At 71.3% G+C, this 15,738-nt stretch carries 9 protein-coding genes; 2 read left to right on the top strand and 7 right to left on the bottom strand.

Features of this window, described 5'->3' with window-relative positions; all coding sequences use genetic code 11:
* The 7 genes from NJ4_RS23395 to NJ4_RS23365 form a co-directional block, all read right to left on the bottom strand.
* A partial coding sequence (locus NJ4_RS23395; protein ID WP_157551315.1) for a serine/threonine-protein kinase occupies positions 1-1,095 on the bottom strand: 1,095 nt, incomplete at its 3' end.
* A complete protein-coding gene (locus NJ4_RS23390) occupies positions 1,092-2,222 on the bottom strand; it encodes an FHA domain-containing protein (protein WP_067441352.1) in 1,131 nt (376 codons plus the stop codon). The genes NJ4_RS23390 and NJ4_RS23395, both read right to left, overlap by 4 nt.
* Entirely contained in the window at positions 2,219-2,971 is a 753-nt protein-coding gene (locus tag NJ4_RS23385) for a PP2C family protein-serine/threonine phosphatase (protein WP_067441349.1), read from the bottom strand. Before NJ4_RS23385 ends, NJ4_RS23390 begins: the two co-directional genes overlap by 4 nt.
* The gene (locus NJ4_RS23380) at positions 2,968-5,397 is read right to left on the bottom strand and encodes a transglutaminase-like domain-containing protein (protein WP_067441346.1); all 2,430 of its coding nucleotides are present in this window, start codon (positions 5,395-5,397) and stop codon (positions 2,968-2,970) included. The genes NJ4_RS23385 and NJ4_RS23380 overlap by 4 nt, the downstream gene beginning before the upstream one ends.
* A complete protein-coding gene (locus tag NJ4_RS23375) occupies positions 5,394-6,563 on the bottom strand; it encodes a DUF58 domain-containing protein (RefSeq protein ID WP_067441343.1) in 1,170 nt (389 codons plus the stop codon). The genes NJ4_RS23380 and NJ4_RS23375 overlap by 4 nt, the downstream gene beginning before the upstream one ends.
* Positions 6,564-6,636: 73 nt before the next feature.
* Complete coding sequence (locus NJ4_RS23370; RefSeq protein ID WP_067441340.1) at positions 6,637-7,611, bottom strand: AAA family ATPase; 975 nt, start codon at positions 7,609-7,611, stop codon at positions 6,637-6,639.
* A gap of 35 nt (positions 7,612-7,646) precedes the next feature.
* Positions 7,647-13,883, bottom strand: a complete 6,237-nt coding sequence (locus NJ4_RS23365) for an Ig-like domain-containing protein (RefSeq protein ID WP_067441335.1) — start codon at positions 13,881-13,883, stop codon at positions 7,647-7,649.
* 213 nt (positions 13,884-14,096) lie between these two features.
* On the opposite strand from NJ4_RS23365, the gene NJ4_RS23360 reads away from it, so the two are divergent.
* Together NJ4_RS23360 and NJ4_RS23355 are read left to right on the top strand one after the other, a co-directional pair.
* Positions 14,097-14,609, top strand: a complete 513-nt coding sequence (locus NJ4_RS23360; protein WP_067441333.1) for a SigE family RNA polymerase sigma factor — start codon at positions 14,097-14,099, stop codon at positions 14,607-14,609.
* Between the two features lies 1 nt (position 14,610).
* Positions 14,611-15,543: a hypothetical protein gene (locus NJ4_RS23355; protein ID WP_067441331.1), complete on the top strand. Its 933-nt coding sequence runs from the start codon at positions 14,611-14,613 to the stop codon at positions 15,541-15,543.
* Positions 15,544-15,738: the final 195 nt, after the last annotated feature.

Genomic DNA, 15,738 nt, shown 5'->3' with positions numbered 1-15,738 from the left:
GCCCTCCGGGCCCAACCCCGGCGGGGAAGGGTCCCACCCGGGCATCGGCGCCGACGGGCCGGTCGGGAGGGCGGAGGGGCCGGTCGAGGGGCCGGTCGAGGGGCCGGTCGAGCCGGTGGACGGGCCGGTCCCGGGGTCGGTCGCAGGCCCGGCATCGGGGTCGATGGAGATGAATCCGCTGATCCTGGTGCCGCCGGGCCACTCCTCGGCCTCGGTGTCGACCACGTGCTCATCGAGGACGTCGATCGTCGTCACCGGTTGGTGCAGCTCGGCCTGGATGCCCTGCAGCGCCCTGGCGAACGACAACGCGGTGTCGAATCGCTCGTGCGGCGACTTGGCCATGGCGGTGCGCAGTGCACGCTCCAGGGACTCGGGTACGTCGTGCCGCCTGGTCGGTGGGGGCGCCATCGTGCGCACCCGCGCCGCCATCGACACGGAGTCGTTGGCCCCGCCCAGCACGTGGAACGGCGAATGTCCGACCAACGCGGCCCACAGTGTCGCCGCGATCGAGTAGACGTCACTGCTCGGACCCATCGGAGAACCCGCGCTGAGCTGCTCGGGCGGCGCCCACGGCACCGAGACACCGACCCCCTGGCCGGAGCCGGCGCCGCTGGTGGTGACCGAGATGCCGAAGTCGGTCAACGCCGCCCGGCCGAACGCGGTGAAGAGGATGTTGGCCGGCTTGATGTCGCGGTGCAGGATGCCCAACCGGTGCGCCGTCTCGACGGCGCCGCACAGCTGCACGATCACGTCCAGGGCCTTGCTCAACGAGAGCGGCCTGGCCCGCAGTCGTCCACCCAGGTGCGGGGGCGGGCAGTACTCCATCACCAGGAACGGTCGTCCGGGCGGCGTGGTCCCGGCCTGGTAGATGCTCACGATCGAGGGATGGTTGGACAACTGCGCCATCACGCTGGCCTCGAGGGCGAACGAGGCCTGGACGTCGTCATGGATGTCGGTGAGCAGCACCTTGACCGCGACGTGGCGCCGCAGTCCCAGCTGTTCGTACTTGTAGACGTCCGCGAATCCCCCACTCCCGAGGAGACCCTCGTAGGCGAAGCCCGGCAGCTCCGGTGGCGGACTGGTGGGTCGGTTCATGGCAGCTCCTCGAATCGCAGCCGGACCCCGTGGCCGAGGTCGACCACGTCGCCGGGCACCACCAGGTGGGGCTGCTCGGAGAGACGGTACGGCGGCTTGCCGTTGCGGCGCAGGAAGGTGCCGTTGGTCGATCCGAGGTCGACCACGAGCACGTTCCAGTCCTCGATGCGAAGCGCCAGATGGCTCGACGAGATGTGCTGGTGCGGCAGGGTGAGCAGCCGAGGAGCGTCGGCGCCCTGGAACCGGGAGGCGCGGGGTGCGCGACCGATCACCACGGGTCCGTTCAGCTCGAGCACCTCCCCCGACGACACGACCATCCGGCCCAGGCTGGGTCGCGGCACGCGCACGGCTCGGTCGCTGAGGCCCTGTCCGCAGGTCCGGCAGGTGGGACGCTGCGGCGGGTTGGCGTGTCCGGCCGCGCAGAGTACGGCGAGCAGGCCGCCGGGGGCCGTCGGCGCAGTCGGCGGCGCGACGGGTGGGGACTTCGCGGCGATCCTGGTGATGTTCTCCGGATCGTGGTCGGGGGTCCATGCGTCGACAGCCGACGGAGCTGGCACGAGGCCGGGAGCGGGGACCGGCGTCACGGGCACGGCTGATGGAGCACCCGGCACCGCGCTGATGAAGTCCGCACTCACCCGTGGTGTCGGGCCACTGGACTCGACGGTCTGCGGGACGACGTCGAACCCGCCCAGTGAGACCAGCGAGGCCGGCACCACCCCTGAGCCGACTGGTCGACGCGGACCCCCTGCGGCGACGGCGCCACCGGAGGAGAGAAGCACCTCGGCCGGGCGACGAACGTGCCGTTCGACCCAGGTGGTCATCGCGTCGCCGGTGACCGCGACCCGCTCACCCGTTGCAGTGCCGACCACGGCGCCCAGCCGACCGCGCGCCGCGAAGTGCCCCTCGTCCTCGGCCACCCCGACGCCCACGGCGAACGCGGGCAGGCCGAGCAGCCCGCTGCCCAAGGTCTCGGACAGGGCGGTGAGGAACTCCCCCAGCTGCTCGACGTGGCTGATCCGCTCCCACAGCCGGGTCACGGTGTCCAGGCCGACGGAGCCGTCCAGCAGCGCGACACCGGCGGGCCAGATCAGCCCGTGGTCGTCACCGGGCACCCACTGCGCGGTCATGACATCACCACCGGCCGGTCCGGTCGGGTGTCATCGTCGAGCAGGCCGGCAACCAGCGACGCACCTCGCACGGTCACCGCATCGACCACCACCGCGGTGACGTTGTCGCGGCCTCCGGACCTGACCGCGGCGCGGACGAGTTCGTCCGCCGCCGCGGCCGGGTCCTGGTTCGTCAGCAGCAGCGCGGCGATCAGCGGGTCACTCAACTCGTCGGTGAGCCCGTCGGAGCAGATCAGGACCCGGTCCGCGACCGCGGCCGGCACCAGCCACTGGTCGGGTTCGGGGGTACGGCGCAGGCCGGCTCCGATGGCGCGGGTGATCTCGTGCCCCGGGGCCTCGGCGTGGTCGACGGTGACCTGCTCCAGGCTCTCGCCGCGGAGCAGATAGGTGCGTGAGTCACCGATGTTGAAGACCAGCCAGGACGGTACGCCGTCATGATTGGCCAGGGCGGCGCCGGTCACCGTGGAACCGGGGGCTCCCTCACGCTCCCGGGCCAGGCCGCGCACCCGACCGGTGGCAGCGAGCGTGGCCGCCGCGAGGAGCCCCGGATCTGCCCAGTCGTCCCAATCGAGCTGCCGGAAGGCCTCGACGACGCCCTCCGCCGCGGCCCGGCCGGCGCGGTGTCCACCCATGCCGTCGGCCACGACGAAGACCGGAGAGCGGACCAGGAAGGCGTCCTGGTTCTCCGCACGGACCGCGCCGGGATGCGTCGCAGCCCCGGCCCGGATCTCGAAGGCCACCGCGCTCATGGACCGAATCCTGCCAGTGCCCGTTCTCGGGCCTTGGCATCGGCACGTTGCCGGGCCCTCGTCGTACGTCGTTCCCTCGACGCCGCGAGCAGCGAGCGCAGGGAGAACCGGGCCCGGAACCGGTCTCGAGCACCGGCACCCTCGCGGAACTCGCCACGCAGCCCGTCAACGGCCTCCCACACCGAGTCCGCGTCGGCATCCGTGGGCTCGTCCACCCCGAAGACGTGGCTGTCGACACGGTGGGCCATGGTCAGGCCGGACGAGGTCGGGATCGCGTTGCCGAGCAGCATCGCCGACTCGACCCGGGTCGAGTGCCGCGGAACGCGCAGGCCGACGTCGGTGGCGAGGTCGATGATCTCCGACCACCCCCCGCTGATCCGGTCGGCCAGCCTCGCGGCCCGGCGCCGTCGCTGTCGCCGCCGTGACTTGGCCAGCGCGATGAGCAGGAACGGCAGCGCCAGCAGCAGCACCAGCCCACCGCCGACGGCGATCCACTTCCACACGCCGCTCAGGACATCGTCGTCCTGGTCGCGGTCGACGTCGGAGCTGGCCTTGGGCGGCTCCCTCGGGTCGGCTTCCTCGGGGACCTCCGGGGGCGGCAGCATCTGCGGCTCGTTGCGCGGGTTCGGCTCCGGCGTGTTCACGTCAGGTTTCTGGTCCTCGGGCGGGGTGGGGTCGAAGGTCACCCAGCCGGCTCCTTCGAAGCGGACCTCGGCCCACACATGGGCGTCGTCCCCGGTCACCTCCACCGGGGCGTCGTCCGAGCCGGCCCGGTCGGCGGGCGGATAGAAGCCCATCACCACGCGCGCGGGCAGCCCGAGCTCGCGGGCCATCAGTGCGAACGCGACGGCGTACTGCTCGTCGTCGCCGATCATCTGCCGGCTCTTCCCGTCCAGCAGCTGGGCGATCCGGGTGATCGTGTGTCCGGCGTAGGAGGGGATCCCCTCGTCGGTGCCGTTGGCGAAGAACCCGTCGCGGCGGAACGTGGCCTCGATCTGGCGCAGTTGCTCCATCGGGGTGACTGCCTCGGCGGTGAAGTCCGCGAGCTTGTTGCCCACCGCGTCGACCCGGGCGGTGTTCGTCGGCAGACGGAAGGACAGGTCCGGGGCGAGGTCGAGCGGCAGGTCCGCGGCCTTCTGGTTGTCGGCGCGTGCCACCTCGACCGTGTACGTCGTCCCCTCCCCGATGCCGGCCGTGGTCAGCGCGGTGCCGGTGGCCGGGTTGAAGAACAGTCCCGCGGCCCGCCCCTCGGCGCCGCCGCCGGTGAAGTCGACTCCCCGCAGGTCACCACCACCGGGCAACCACACCCCGTCGTACGCCTCGATCCGGACGTCGAGCTCGTCGGTCTCGGCGTCCTGGTCGGAGAACTCGCCCGGCAGGATGGTCTCGCCGGCATGCTCGAAGGCAGCCGACTTCTCGGTGACGCTGTAGACGTCCCCGTCATAGAGGTCCATCGCGGCGAGCCGGATCCGGCCGCCCGGGTGGAGCCCCTGGACGGTGAACAGCGTCTCCTTCTCCAACGTGGCCGAGAGGTTGCGGAACGAGGTGAGCGGGCTCGGGTAGGCGCGCAGGTCCAGCGGCGGAACGACATGGTCGCGCAACACGTTGCGGTCCGGGTGCGGGGCCACCCAGCCGGTGACGCCGATCGCCAGCGCGCCGGCCACGAGAAGCGTGGCAGCCCCGATCAGCGCCTGACGCATCCTCGGGACCCGGGTGGAGGCGCCCTGGCGGGCGAAGATCGCGTGCGTGTCCGGGTCGCCCAACCGCGACCGCCACGAGACCCAGACCAGCGCGACCGCACCGAAGAGGGCGCCCTGGACTGCAGGGAAGAGCGTCAGGTGGGAGCCCCAGAGGATCCCGACCACCAGCAGCACGAAAGGGGCCAGCAACCCGACCAGGACGGCCCAGCGCAAGGTGCGCAGCCGGAGCACCGCGCTGGAGGCCAGGGTCGCGGTGACCAGCCCGGTCAGGAAGGGCACGACGGCGGGGCCGTCGAACTGGCCGGCCGGCAGGCCCACCGTCAGCAGGTCGCGCCACGACTGCCAGGACAGCACGGTCAGTCGCTGGATGGTCTCCAGGGTGGGCAGCACGCCGGCGATCGTCGTGGACGGCAGCGCGATCGGTCCTCCCAGGAGGAGGTAGCCGAGCATGCCGGCCAGCAGGGTGCCCAGGCGGCTCCACTTCCGCCACGCACCCAGGGTGCCGATGGCGAGCCCGAGCAGGACCCCGCCGCCGGCTGCGACGTAGCCCACGTGCTCGCCGAAGACCGGCCCGAACCCGATCGCCCCGAGGGCGAGCAGCCCGGTCACCGCGGCCAGGTCCACCGCCCCGCGGCGCACGAGTGGCGACTGCCAGGGGCCGGCCCGCCGGGTGGCCGTCCCGGTGAACACCGAGCGGGAGTGGGAGTGGGTGCCGGTCGCGCTCATCGCAGGCTCCGGACGGCGCGGGGCAGGGCCTGGACATCGGGTACGTCGAGGAGCGCCAGGTCCCCGATCCGCCGGTGAGCCAGGTCAACGCCGGCCGCGCAGCGCACGGCGAACGTGGACACCGATGGAGGCAGCGCCTTGTGGGCGGTGCGCAGGTCGAGGAGCTCGGCCGGGCGGCCGGCGACGAGGGCCGCCACCGAGGCCTGCGGGACCAGCCCGATCGCCCGGGCGGCCAGGTCCCTCATCGAGACCTGGCGTCGGGCCGGCTCGAGCTCGGCCAGTCGGTCCAGCATCAGCGGCCCGGTCGTGGTGGCGAGCAGCCCGCTCGAGGTGAAGATGCTGACCTGGCGTTCGAGGCTGAGTGCGTGCCGGCCCAGGGACGCCGCGACCGAGATCGCGGACTCCAGGTCGCGCTCCTGGCCGTAGTCGTCGGGATGGGTCGGCAGGATCACGAGCAGGTGCGCGCGGCGGGTCTCCTCGAACTGGCGCACCATCAACCGGCCGACCCGGGCCGTCGTACGCCAGTGGATCGCCCGCCGGTCGTCGCCGGGCTGGTACTCACGCAGTGCGTGGAAGGAGACGTCGCTGGAGGACAGCTCCTGGGTGGTCACGCCCTCGATGTCGCGGATGAAGCCGGTGGCGTCGTTGCGCAGCGGCACGGTGACCGGGTGCACGTAGAGCTCGACCGACTCCGACCAGCGCTGGGTGCGGCGCAGCAGGCCCAGCGGGTCGGTGCGCACCGAGGCGACCGGGCCGATCGTGATCACCCCGCGACGCCGGGTGGGGACGTCGAAGAGCTGCTCGTGCTCCTCGTCGCGCGACAGGCTGGGCAGGGTGAAGTGCGCTCGACCCTTGCCGACGTTGAGTTCGATGCGGGTCGGGAACAGGGCACGACGTCCGCGGTTGCGAATCAGCACCCGGCCGCTCGCGGTCTCGCCGGCGACGACGCGCTGACGGTGCAGCTCGAACCCGACCTCGTAGGAGGTCCTGCCGAGCACCCACATCAGTGAGAGCGCGAGCACGGCCCCGCACACCAGGCCGACGACGCGCAACTCGGTCCACCCCTGCGGTACGCCGAGCCCGAGTCCGACCAGCACCCCGGCCGTCGCTGCCCACCCGGCCGGCGAGACCCACTGGTTGGCACGATCCAGCCATGCGGTGCTCACGGGACGACGGACCCGACGGACCTGACCCCCCACCGACCTGCGCAGAGCCGCGACACTCATGGACAACGTCGACTCAGGCGCCGACGCCGCGCAGCTGCGGCGCGGGCACCGATGCCAGGACCCGGGCGATGATCGCCTCGGGCGTCGTGCCCGCGAACTCGGCCTCGGGAGTCAGGATCAGGCGATGGCACCAGACCGGCACGATGAGCGCCTTGACGTCGTCCGGCGTGACGTAGTTGCGGCCCTGCGCGGCCGCGAGCACCCGCACCGCTCGGACCAGCGCGATCGACCCACGCGTGGACACCCCCAGGGAGGTCTCCGGGTCGTCGCGGGTCGCCTCGGTCAGGCTCTGGACGTAGTCGATCACGGACCCGTCGACGTGGTTGTCGCGCACCATGTCGATCATCTGGGCGACCGCCTCCGAGGAGATGATCGCGGGCAGGTCCTTGGTCCGGTCGGGGTTCGCGGAGCCGCTGAGGATCTCGTGGGCGGCGCCCCGGTCCGGGTAGCCGACCGAGGTCTTCATCAGGAACCGGTCGAGCTGGGCCTCGGGGAGCTTGTAGGTGCCGGCCTGCTCGATGGGGTTCTGGGTGGCCACGACCATGAACGGGCGGCCGACACCGTGCCGTACGCCGTCGACGGTGATGTGCGACTCCTCCATCACCTCGAGCAGCGCCGACTGGGTCTTGGGCGAGGCGCGGTTGATCTCGTCGGCCAGCACGATCGAGGCGAAGACCGGCCCCTTGTGGAACTCCCAGGTGCCGGCGTTCTGGTCGTACATCGTGACGCCGGTGATGTCGGAGGGCAGCAGGTCGGGCGTGAACTGGATCCGGCTGTTGGTGCCCTGGACGGACGCGGAGATCGCCCGCGCCAGGGCGGTCTTCCCGGTTCCGGGTGCGTCCTCGAGGAGCAGGTGACCCTCGGCCAGCATGGTGACCAGGGCCTGACGGATCACGTCGGTCTTGCCGAGCAGTGCCATGCCGATGTTGTCGGTCAGCCTGGTGAAGGTCTGCTGGAACCAGGCTGCGTTCTCGTCGGTCAGCGGCATGCGGGTTGCTCCTCGAAGCGTTGGGGGGACGTGGGTCAGGGCTTGTTGACGCGACAGGTGTTCGTGGGCTGGTCGGCCGGCGGACTGTCCCTCCAGCTTCCCGGAGCACCGTCCAGGCCGCGCCGCCCCTTGAGCTTGCTCCTGAGGTGACCCGAGGAGTCCGCCGTGGCCTCGCTCTCGTGCCAGTGGGTCACCCCGTCGTCGACCGCACCGGAATACGTGATCGGGCACCACACCGTCGACCCGGGCTTGGCCTCCCAGGCCTCCACCCCGATCCAGTAGCAGTCGGCCCAACAGTTGCCCGAGGGGGTCGGAGCGGCGCCCTCGTCGGTGAAGCGGGAGCGGAGAGCGAAGCTGGTGCCGCTCGCCGAATCGGTCCGGGCGGGCACAGCCGGGTCGCCGGCACCGGTGCTGGTCCTCACGGTGACGCTCAGGGTCACGGACTGACCGTCGCCACTGGTGGTGACCTTGTGCGAACCGGACGTGCTGCCTCCGGACCCACTGGCGAAGCCACCGTTGCCGCTCCAGGAGCATGACCTCCCGGAGGACGTGACGCGCCAGTCGAAGGTGACACTGCGATAGCCGGGGCGAGCGTTGGACACGTCGACCGAGCAGGGCCCGAAGGCGTTGACCGACGCGGACCGGCGGGCACTGTCGGCGGAGCCACCGCCGGCGCCGGTGTTCGCATAGGTGCGTGCCCAGACCTCGGTGCCGGCGCTGGAGCCGTTGGGCAGCCCGGAGATCAGGTAGGAGTGGCTCCCGGTTCCGGAGGCGATCGGGGTGGTGCCGGTGCGGCTGGTGTAGAACTCGACCCGGTCGGCGTTGTTCAGGTCCGCCGAGGTGTAGGAGAAGCTCACCTTGGCCTGGCCCGACGAGCCGGTGGGGGTGACCTTCAGGTCGCGGACCGGGTCGGGCGTGGTCGCTCCGGTGACCTTGGTGGTGGCACCGGACCAGGCACCCCAGCCGTCGATGCCGCGGGCCCGGTCCTGGTTGGCGCGGTTCATCAGCCGCACCTGGAACTGCTGGTCCCGACCACCACCGGCCAGGCTGACCCGGCAGGTCGTGCCGGTGGCCGGGCCGGCGCAGGAGACCAGACCGCCGCCGACTCGGCGTACCTGGAAGCCGGCGATCGGGTGGCCGCCGTCCTGCGCGGTCCACGAGAGCTGGGCGGACGGGTCGGAGTCGGGGGCGTCGGCGACGATCGAGACCGGCCCGATCGTCGGCTCGGCATTGGGGTGCTCGGCCACCTCGGCGGACCAGGCGCTGGCCCCGGGTGTGCCGTGCGGGTCGGCCTCGGCACCGTTCACGGCACGCACCTTGATGCGGTACGTCGTCCCGTTCGTCAGCCCGGTCAGCGTGGCCCGGCGGCTGGTCCCGGCGTCGGTGATCTGGCCGTTGGCGGAGACCTCGAAGTGCTCGACCGGCGAGCCGTTGTAGTCGGGCATCGCCCAGGTGACGTGCAGGGCACCGTCGGCGAACGAGACCTGGACGTCGTTCGGTGCTGCGGGGACGTAGTCCGGAACCACGTCCCTGGACCAGGCGGACGGTGCCGCGGACTCGCCGACCTCGTTGATCGCGAACACCTGGAACCGGTAGCTGTCACCGTTGGTCAAACCGGTGACCGTGTGCGTGGTGCGCGGGCCGTCGATCGTGGTCTGGCCGGAGTCGCCGCCGTCGCTGGTCCAGGTCAGGCGGTAGCCGGTGATCGGGGCGCCGTTGGGCTCGGCACCGCTCCAGTCGACCTCGACCTGCGCGTTGCTGGCCTCGGCGGTGACGGTGGTCGGGGCGGTCGGCAGGCCGCGCACGTTCAGCGTCACCCGACCCTGCACCTCACGCTCGGCGAGACCGGTGGCATCGCGCAGGACATAGGTCAGGCGGACGGTTCCGTAGAAGTCGTCGTCGGGAGTGATCGACAGGATGCGTCCGCTGCTCGTCACCTCGGCCGCGCCGGCCACGACACTCGGCTCGCCGACCAGCTGGACCGGCTCACCGTCCTTCTCGAAGGGGTTGAACGTGACGTAGTCGTCGAGGTCGACCTCGGTCGTCTCGCCGGCCTTGGCGTCCAGGTCGGCGTCGCGCACTGCCAGCAGGTCACGGGTGGTCTCGACCACGGTCACGTTGGCGGTACGACGCACCGGGGCGGTCTTGCCGTCGGTGACGACCAGGTCGAACTGGTACTGCCCGGCCTCGGTGCCCTTGGCCGGGGAGACGGTGAGGTCGTCGGAGTCGTCGTCGACGTCGACGTCCAGGTCGGCGTCCACCTTCTCGGCGGAGAACTCCAGCGCTCCCTGGTCGCCGGGATCGGGATCGGTCGCCATCATCGACAGGTCACCGGTCCACGGCTCACCGGTGGCCACCGTGATGGAGGGGACCCGGAGCTCGGGCTGGGTGTTGCCGGTGGCGTTGACGAAGACCGGCAGCATCAAGGTGCTGGTCAACGCCGCGGAGTCACCGTCGCTCTCGGTGTCGGAGACGACCGCGGTGACCGAGCTGGGGCCGTAGTAGTCGCCCCGGGCGCCGAAGGTGATCTCGCGGTCTCCGGTCTTGATCTTGGAGCCGTCGTGTCCGGGGCCGGCGATGATGCTCTCGGTGAACGGCAGGGACGGCGTACGACCCGGTCGGACGACCACGTAGTCCTCGAGGTCGATCGCGCGGCTCGTGCCGGCGTCGACGGCGATCGGCAGTTCGGCGTCCGCACGGAGCGCGGGGCGCTTGGCCGCGGCACTGTCGCTCCCGGGCACGACCACGACGGCGGTGCCGACCTCGCCGTCGGGGTCCACGAGGCGGTAGAGGATCAGCTGCCGCCGAGGCGTGACCGGGATGCGCAGCTGCCCGTCCTGGGTGACCTCCACCCCGGCTGCCCGGGTCTCCTCCGGGAGCTCGGGGAGCAGCTCGGAGACCGAGCCGTCGGGGTCCTCGTCGTTGACCAGCACGTCGGCGGTGACCTGGGTCTGGCCGATGATCTCGGCGACCGGGACCCGGTCGTCGCGCGCGACGGGCGACAGTGCCGGGGCGTCGGGGTCGACCTTGACCACGAGGTCGGCGGTGCTCTCGGCGCCCAGGTCGTCGCGGATCCGGTAGCGGTAGGTGAGCGTGGTCTTCTCGTCGGGTGTGCGCAGCCGCAGCCGGCCGTCGACGACCTCGGCCGGCGCATCGTCGCCGGCCACCTGCTCGACGTCGTCGAGGATGCTCAGGGCCGACCCCTCCGGGTCGATGTCGTTGGCGGTGACCGGCACGGTGAGCACGCGGTCGGGGCGTACGTCGCGCTCGTCGGCGATCGCGACCGGGGGCAGGTTGTTGCCCGGGGGCGCCGCGATGCCGACCTTCATCTCCGCGGTGCTCTGCCGACCGAACTCGTCCTCGACGACATAGCCGAAGGTGTCGGTGCCCCGGTTCTCCTCGCCTGCCGCCGCGCGGTAGGTGATGCTGCCGCCGGCGATGGTCACGGTGCCCTTGCGTGGCGGCCGCTGGATGTCGAGCCCCACGACGGAGACCGAGTCGCCGTCCGGGTCGACGCCCTCGAGCGGCACCGGTACGGCGACCTCGTTGCCCTGCACCAGACGTCCCGTCAGTGGCTCGGGTCGGGGCGCCGCGTTGGCACCGCTGGTCGGGGTGATCGACAGCTCGACGGTCGCGCTGTGGGAGCGCTGCTCGGTGTCGCGGACGGTGTACTGGACGCGCACCAGGCCGGACTCTCCGCTGGCCTTGAACCGCACCTTGTTCTCCGAGACCCAGGCCTTGCCGAGGTCGGTGCCCTCGGTCACCGCGCCCGCGTCGAGCGGCATCACGGTCAGGGGCAGGTCGGTCGGGGACAGGTCGTTGTCGAGCACGTCGACGGTGACCACGTCTCCGCTGCGCACGACCGCCTGGTCGTCACCGGCCACGGGGGCATCCGGGGTTCGGGCCGGGTCGAGGACCACGGTCACCGTTCCGGTGCCGGTCATCGCCCCGTTGCCGACGTCGTAGGTGAGGGTGACCGGCTCGCCCTCGCGGAGGCTGACGTCGGAGATCTTGATCGACTCGTGGTCGACGACCTCGGCCGTGACCTGGCTGGTCTGGCCGACGTTGACGGACTCGGCGACGAGCACGCCACCGAGCGGGTCGGTGTCGTTGGAGAGTACGTCGACCAGCACCTCACCGCTGGGCGGCAGCACGGCCAGGTCGTCGTCCGGGACCGGTTGGGCGTCTTGGGGTGCGATGGTGTCGACGCGGACCACACTGCTGGCGGTGGCGCTGCCGTCGGTGACGGTGTATTCGAGGTAGTCGGTGGAACCGGGACGCGACCCGGTGACGGTCAGGCTGTCGTCGGCGTTCTGCTCGACCTTCAAGCCCTCGGGGACCCGGCCGGTGAGGGAGAAGTAGAGCTCGTCCCCGTTCGGGTCGACGTCGTTGTCCATCGGACGCAGGGTGATGCTGTGGTCGCCGGACTCGTCGGCGGCGAGCGTCGTGGCGTAGTCGGCGTTGGCCACCGGCTTGGCCTTGCCGTTGACCGGCAGCACGGTGACGGCGAGGTCGACGGTGTTGCTGCCGTTGACCTTGCCGTCGGTGAGCGTGACCTTGACCTTGCGCTCCCGCGGGAGACCGCTGCGACCGTCGTCGCGGACCTTGATCAGACCGTCGGGGCGGTAGGTGCCCGAGAGCCCCTCGGGGAAGTCCACGTGCGAGACCCAGAACGGGTCGCCGTCGGGGTCCACCCACTCCCCCAGGATGTGGTGCTCCCCGGCACCGCGGGCCCGGATCGTGAGCTCACTGGTGCGCTCGGGCACCAGCAGCTCGGCCTTGCCGTTCTGTTGCTCGCCACGGACGGTCAGCTCGACCCTGGCGTCGGCCTTGCCGTCCTCACGTCCGTCATTGGCGGTGTAGGTGAAGGCCGACGTCCGGCCCGGGGCGGCGTCAGGGTCCACGTTGATGCGCACCGCCCGGCCGTCACGCACGGACTCCACCTGGCCCAGGCCGGCGGCCTCGCCCTTGCCGAGCTCGGCGACCAGGATGTCGCCGTCGGCGTCCAGGTCGTTGGCCAGCACCGGCAGGGTGACCGACTGGCCGGGGCGGACGCCGAACGCGTCGTCGCGCGGCTCGGGCGTCGTGTTCTCCTTGGCCCGGTCGGTGACCGCGACGGTCTTGTCCTGCTTGTCGTTCTGGTCCTGGTTGAGGTTGGCCAGCACCGTCTCCCAGTCGGCGATCTCCTGCATGTTCTCGTTGACCAGGAAGACGTCCCCGTTGGTGGGGTCGTTGAGCACGACCACGTCGCGGTTGGTGCGGAAGACGAGCTCCTTGGCGGTGGTGAGCTGCGGGTAGGTCGTCACCGCGACGTCGTCGGCGCCGTCGGTGCACTCCCGCAGATAGGCACCGGTGCCGCTCCAGGCGGCGTACGCACAGCTCCCGTTCGTCACCGGCGGGACCGGGGTGCCGCCGCTCGGCGCCTCGCTGGTCTCGGTCGCGCCGCCGTCGAGCGGCACCCGGACCAAGGAGGAGGGACCGGAGAGGGCCACCACACCGATGTCGTCCCCGGCCTGCTGCAGCTGCAGCCCCGCGGCGTCGTCGACGTCGACCTGGTGGTCGGACCAGGCGATCCAGCCGGCGTCGGGGTTGAAGACGATGCCGGTGCCGCCGACGGCGCTCAGCTGGAGGTTCTGCAGCTCGGTGTCGCTGATGGCCGAGGTGGAGCCGACGTCGGAGGACACCCACTCCCCGCCCTCGCGGCGCAGGTCCACCAGGGAGCCGTCGGGCCGGACGGTGTGGATCACGTCGTCCTTGCCCGCGACCGCCCGGACACCCACGGCGTCGGTGAGCACGGGTACGACGCCCTCGGGGTCGAAGCTGGCGACCTCGCCGACCGGCACCGCCCACACCGTGCCGGCGTTGGGGTCGGCGATCGCCACGATCTCACTGCCCTGGCTGGCCCGGGCACTGTCGGGCAGCACCCCGGGGGTGGCGTCCGTCTCCCAGGTCGCGGTGTCGACCGCACTCAACCGGCTCCCTCCGGTGGAGACCATGACCGCGTTCGCCTCCTGGGAGAGGTCGAAGCCGGCCCCCGGCAGGGACTTGGTGTTCGCGTCCAGCTCCCGCGAGGGGTAGTTGAGGTGAGCGGCCACCTGGAGACCGTTGAGGTTCTCGTTCGTGACCCACACGCCGCCGTCATGGAGCGTGAGGTCGGCGACCTCGGTGCCGTCGTACAGCACGGCGAGCGCGGTCAGCGAGATGCTGAGAGCGGAGAAGGCGACGACGGTGCGACTCCGCGGCGAGGGAAGCAGACGGCGAAGTCGGTTCATGACACCCGAGACCTGTAGCGCATTGAACGTCCCCCGCGTTGGCCGCCACCCTGACCGCCTCAGATTAGTCGAGATTTCTCCCAGGCCCAATGCGGTCCTGAATAACCGGTGGGAGATCTCCGGTCGGGGCTAAACCCGGGAGGCTTCCGGTCCGTCATTCTCAGTGACAGGCTCAAGGCCGTCATTCTCAGTCCGGGCACGAGAGGACCACCCATGCGCAAGGCCGATCGCGACACGGCGTTCAGCGAGTACGTCGCCACGCGGCAGGGCTACCTGCGCCGGTTCGCCTACACCCTGACCAGCGACTGGGGACGCGCCGACGACCTCGTGCAGACCGCGCTGACCAAGATGTACGTCGCGTGGCCCCGGTTGCGCGACGACCGGGCCCATGACGCCTACGCGCGCCGGGTGATCCTGAACGCGAACATCGACGAGGGCCGACGACCCGCACGTCGTCGGGAGTCCCCGGGACTGGAGGGCATCGACGCCGCGGCACCACCGGCGGCCGACGCCGACGACCGGCACAGCCTGCTCGCGGCACTCGATACCCTGCCCGCGATGCAACGCAAGGTCGTCGTGCTCAGGCACTGGCTGGACTTCTCCGTCGAGCAGACCGCCCACGAGCTGGCCATCGCGCCGGGCACCGTCAAGGCCCACACCCACCACGCCCTCAAGAGCCTGCGCGCCGCCCTGGGCGACGAACTCCCCGAGATGACGAGGAACTGACATGCGTGACCTCCACGACCACTTCGACGGCCTCTTCGACGACGAGCCCGACCGCCTGCCCGTCGACGTCCACCTCGCCGGCGGGCACCGTGCCCTGCGCCGTCGTCGACTCACCACCGGTGTCGGCGCCCTGGCCGTGCTGGCTGTGATCGGCGGCACCGGGTACGCCGTCCAGGCCAGGCCCTCCGACGACGCGGGCAAGAACGACGGCACGGTCGCCAGCCAGACCGCCGACCCCGTGCCCCCCGACACGAACCAGCAGCTCGTCGAGACCTGCCACGACACCGACAGCCCAAACGACTCGGCGAAATACCTCTGGCGTGGCGGCCCACCCGTGGTGATGGCGGCCGTGGTCACCTGGACCGGTGACACCCGCGCCTACCTGCGCTCGGGCAACCAGAGGTTCTGGGGCGAGTGCTTCGTCCAGAAGGGCAGCACAGACGGCGTCCTGACACCGGCCTTCCGGATCGCACCCGATCCCGAGATCTCCAACCTCGGCTACGGATACAGCGCCGGTCAGGCCTGCGACGCGACGCGCGACGAGGCCGTGCCCGACTGCCGGAAGTTCGTGGCCACCCACGAAGGCCGTCGCGACCCGGCCGTGGCGCGGGTCGAGGTGCGCTTCTTCGACGGCAAGTGGGAGAAGGTCGACACCAACGAGGGCTACTACTACGTCGAGCACGTCGGGGCCCTGCCCGCCGACATCACCTGGGGCAAGGACGGTATGCCGCTCCGCAACGGCGACAACATCGACGACGTGATCAACCGGATCCGCCTGCTCGACGCCGACGGCAACCTGATCGCCTCCTGGGCCGCCAGCCAGAACCGCAACGGCGTCAACGCCCCCAACGATGCGGGCGTCGGTGACCTCGAGGACTTCCCGATGATCCAGTCGAAGGTCGCAGGGCCAGCGGGAGACCGCGAGTTCCCCTGATCCCGAGATTTCCCGGAGTCGATGACAACGCGAGCGTCCCACCTGTCGTATCCCCCGGCGACACGGCATCATCGACCACGGGGAGAAGACCATGGACATCAAGGAGCAACTCGACAGCTCGTTCGGCGACGGTCCCGCCCAGGCGTCGATCGACCGCCACGTGCGCGCCGGGCGCCGCGCGCTGCGCCGGCGCCG

The organism is Nocardioides jensenii JCM 1364 = NBRC 14755 (assembly GCF_001552535.1).
Lineage (GTDB): Bacteria > Actinomycetota > Actinomycetes > Propionibacteriales > Nocardioidaceae > Nocardioides > Nocardioides jensenii.
The sequence above is the reverse complement of the archived record's forward strand: the minus strand, read 5'-3'. Positions and strand labels throughout refer to the sequence as shown.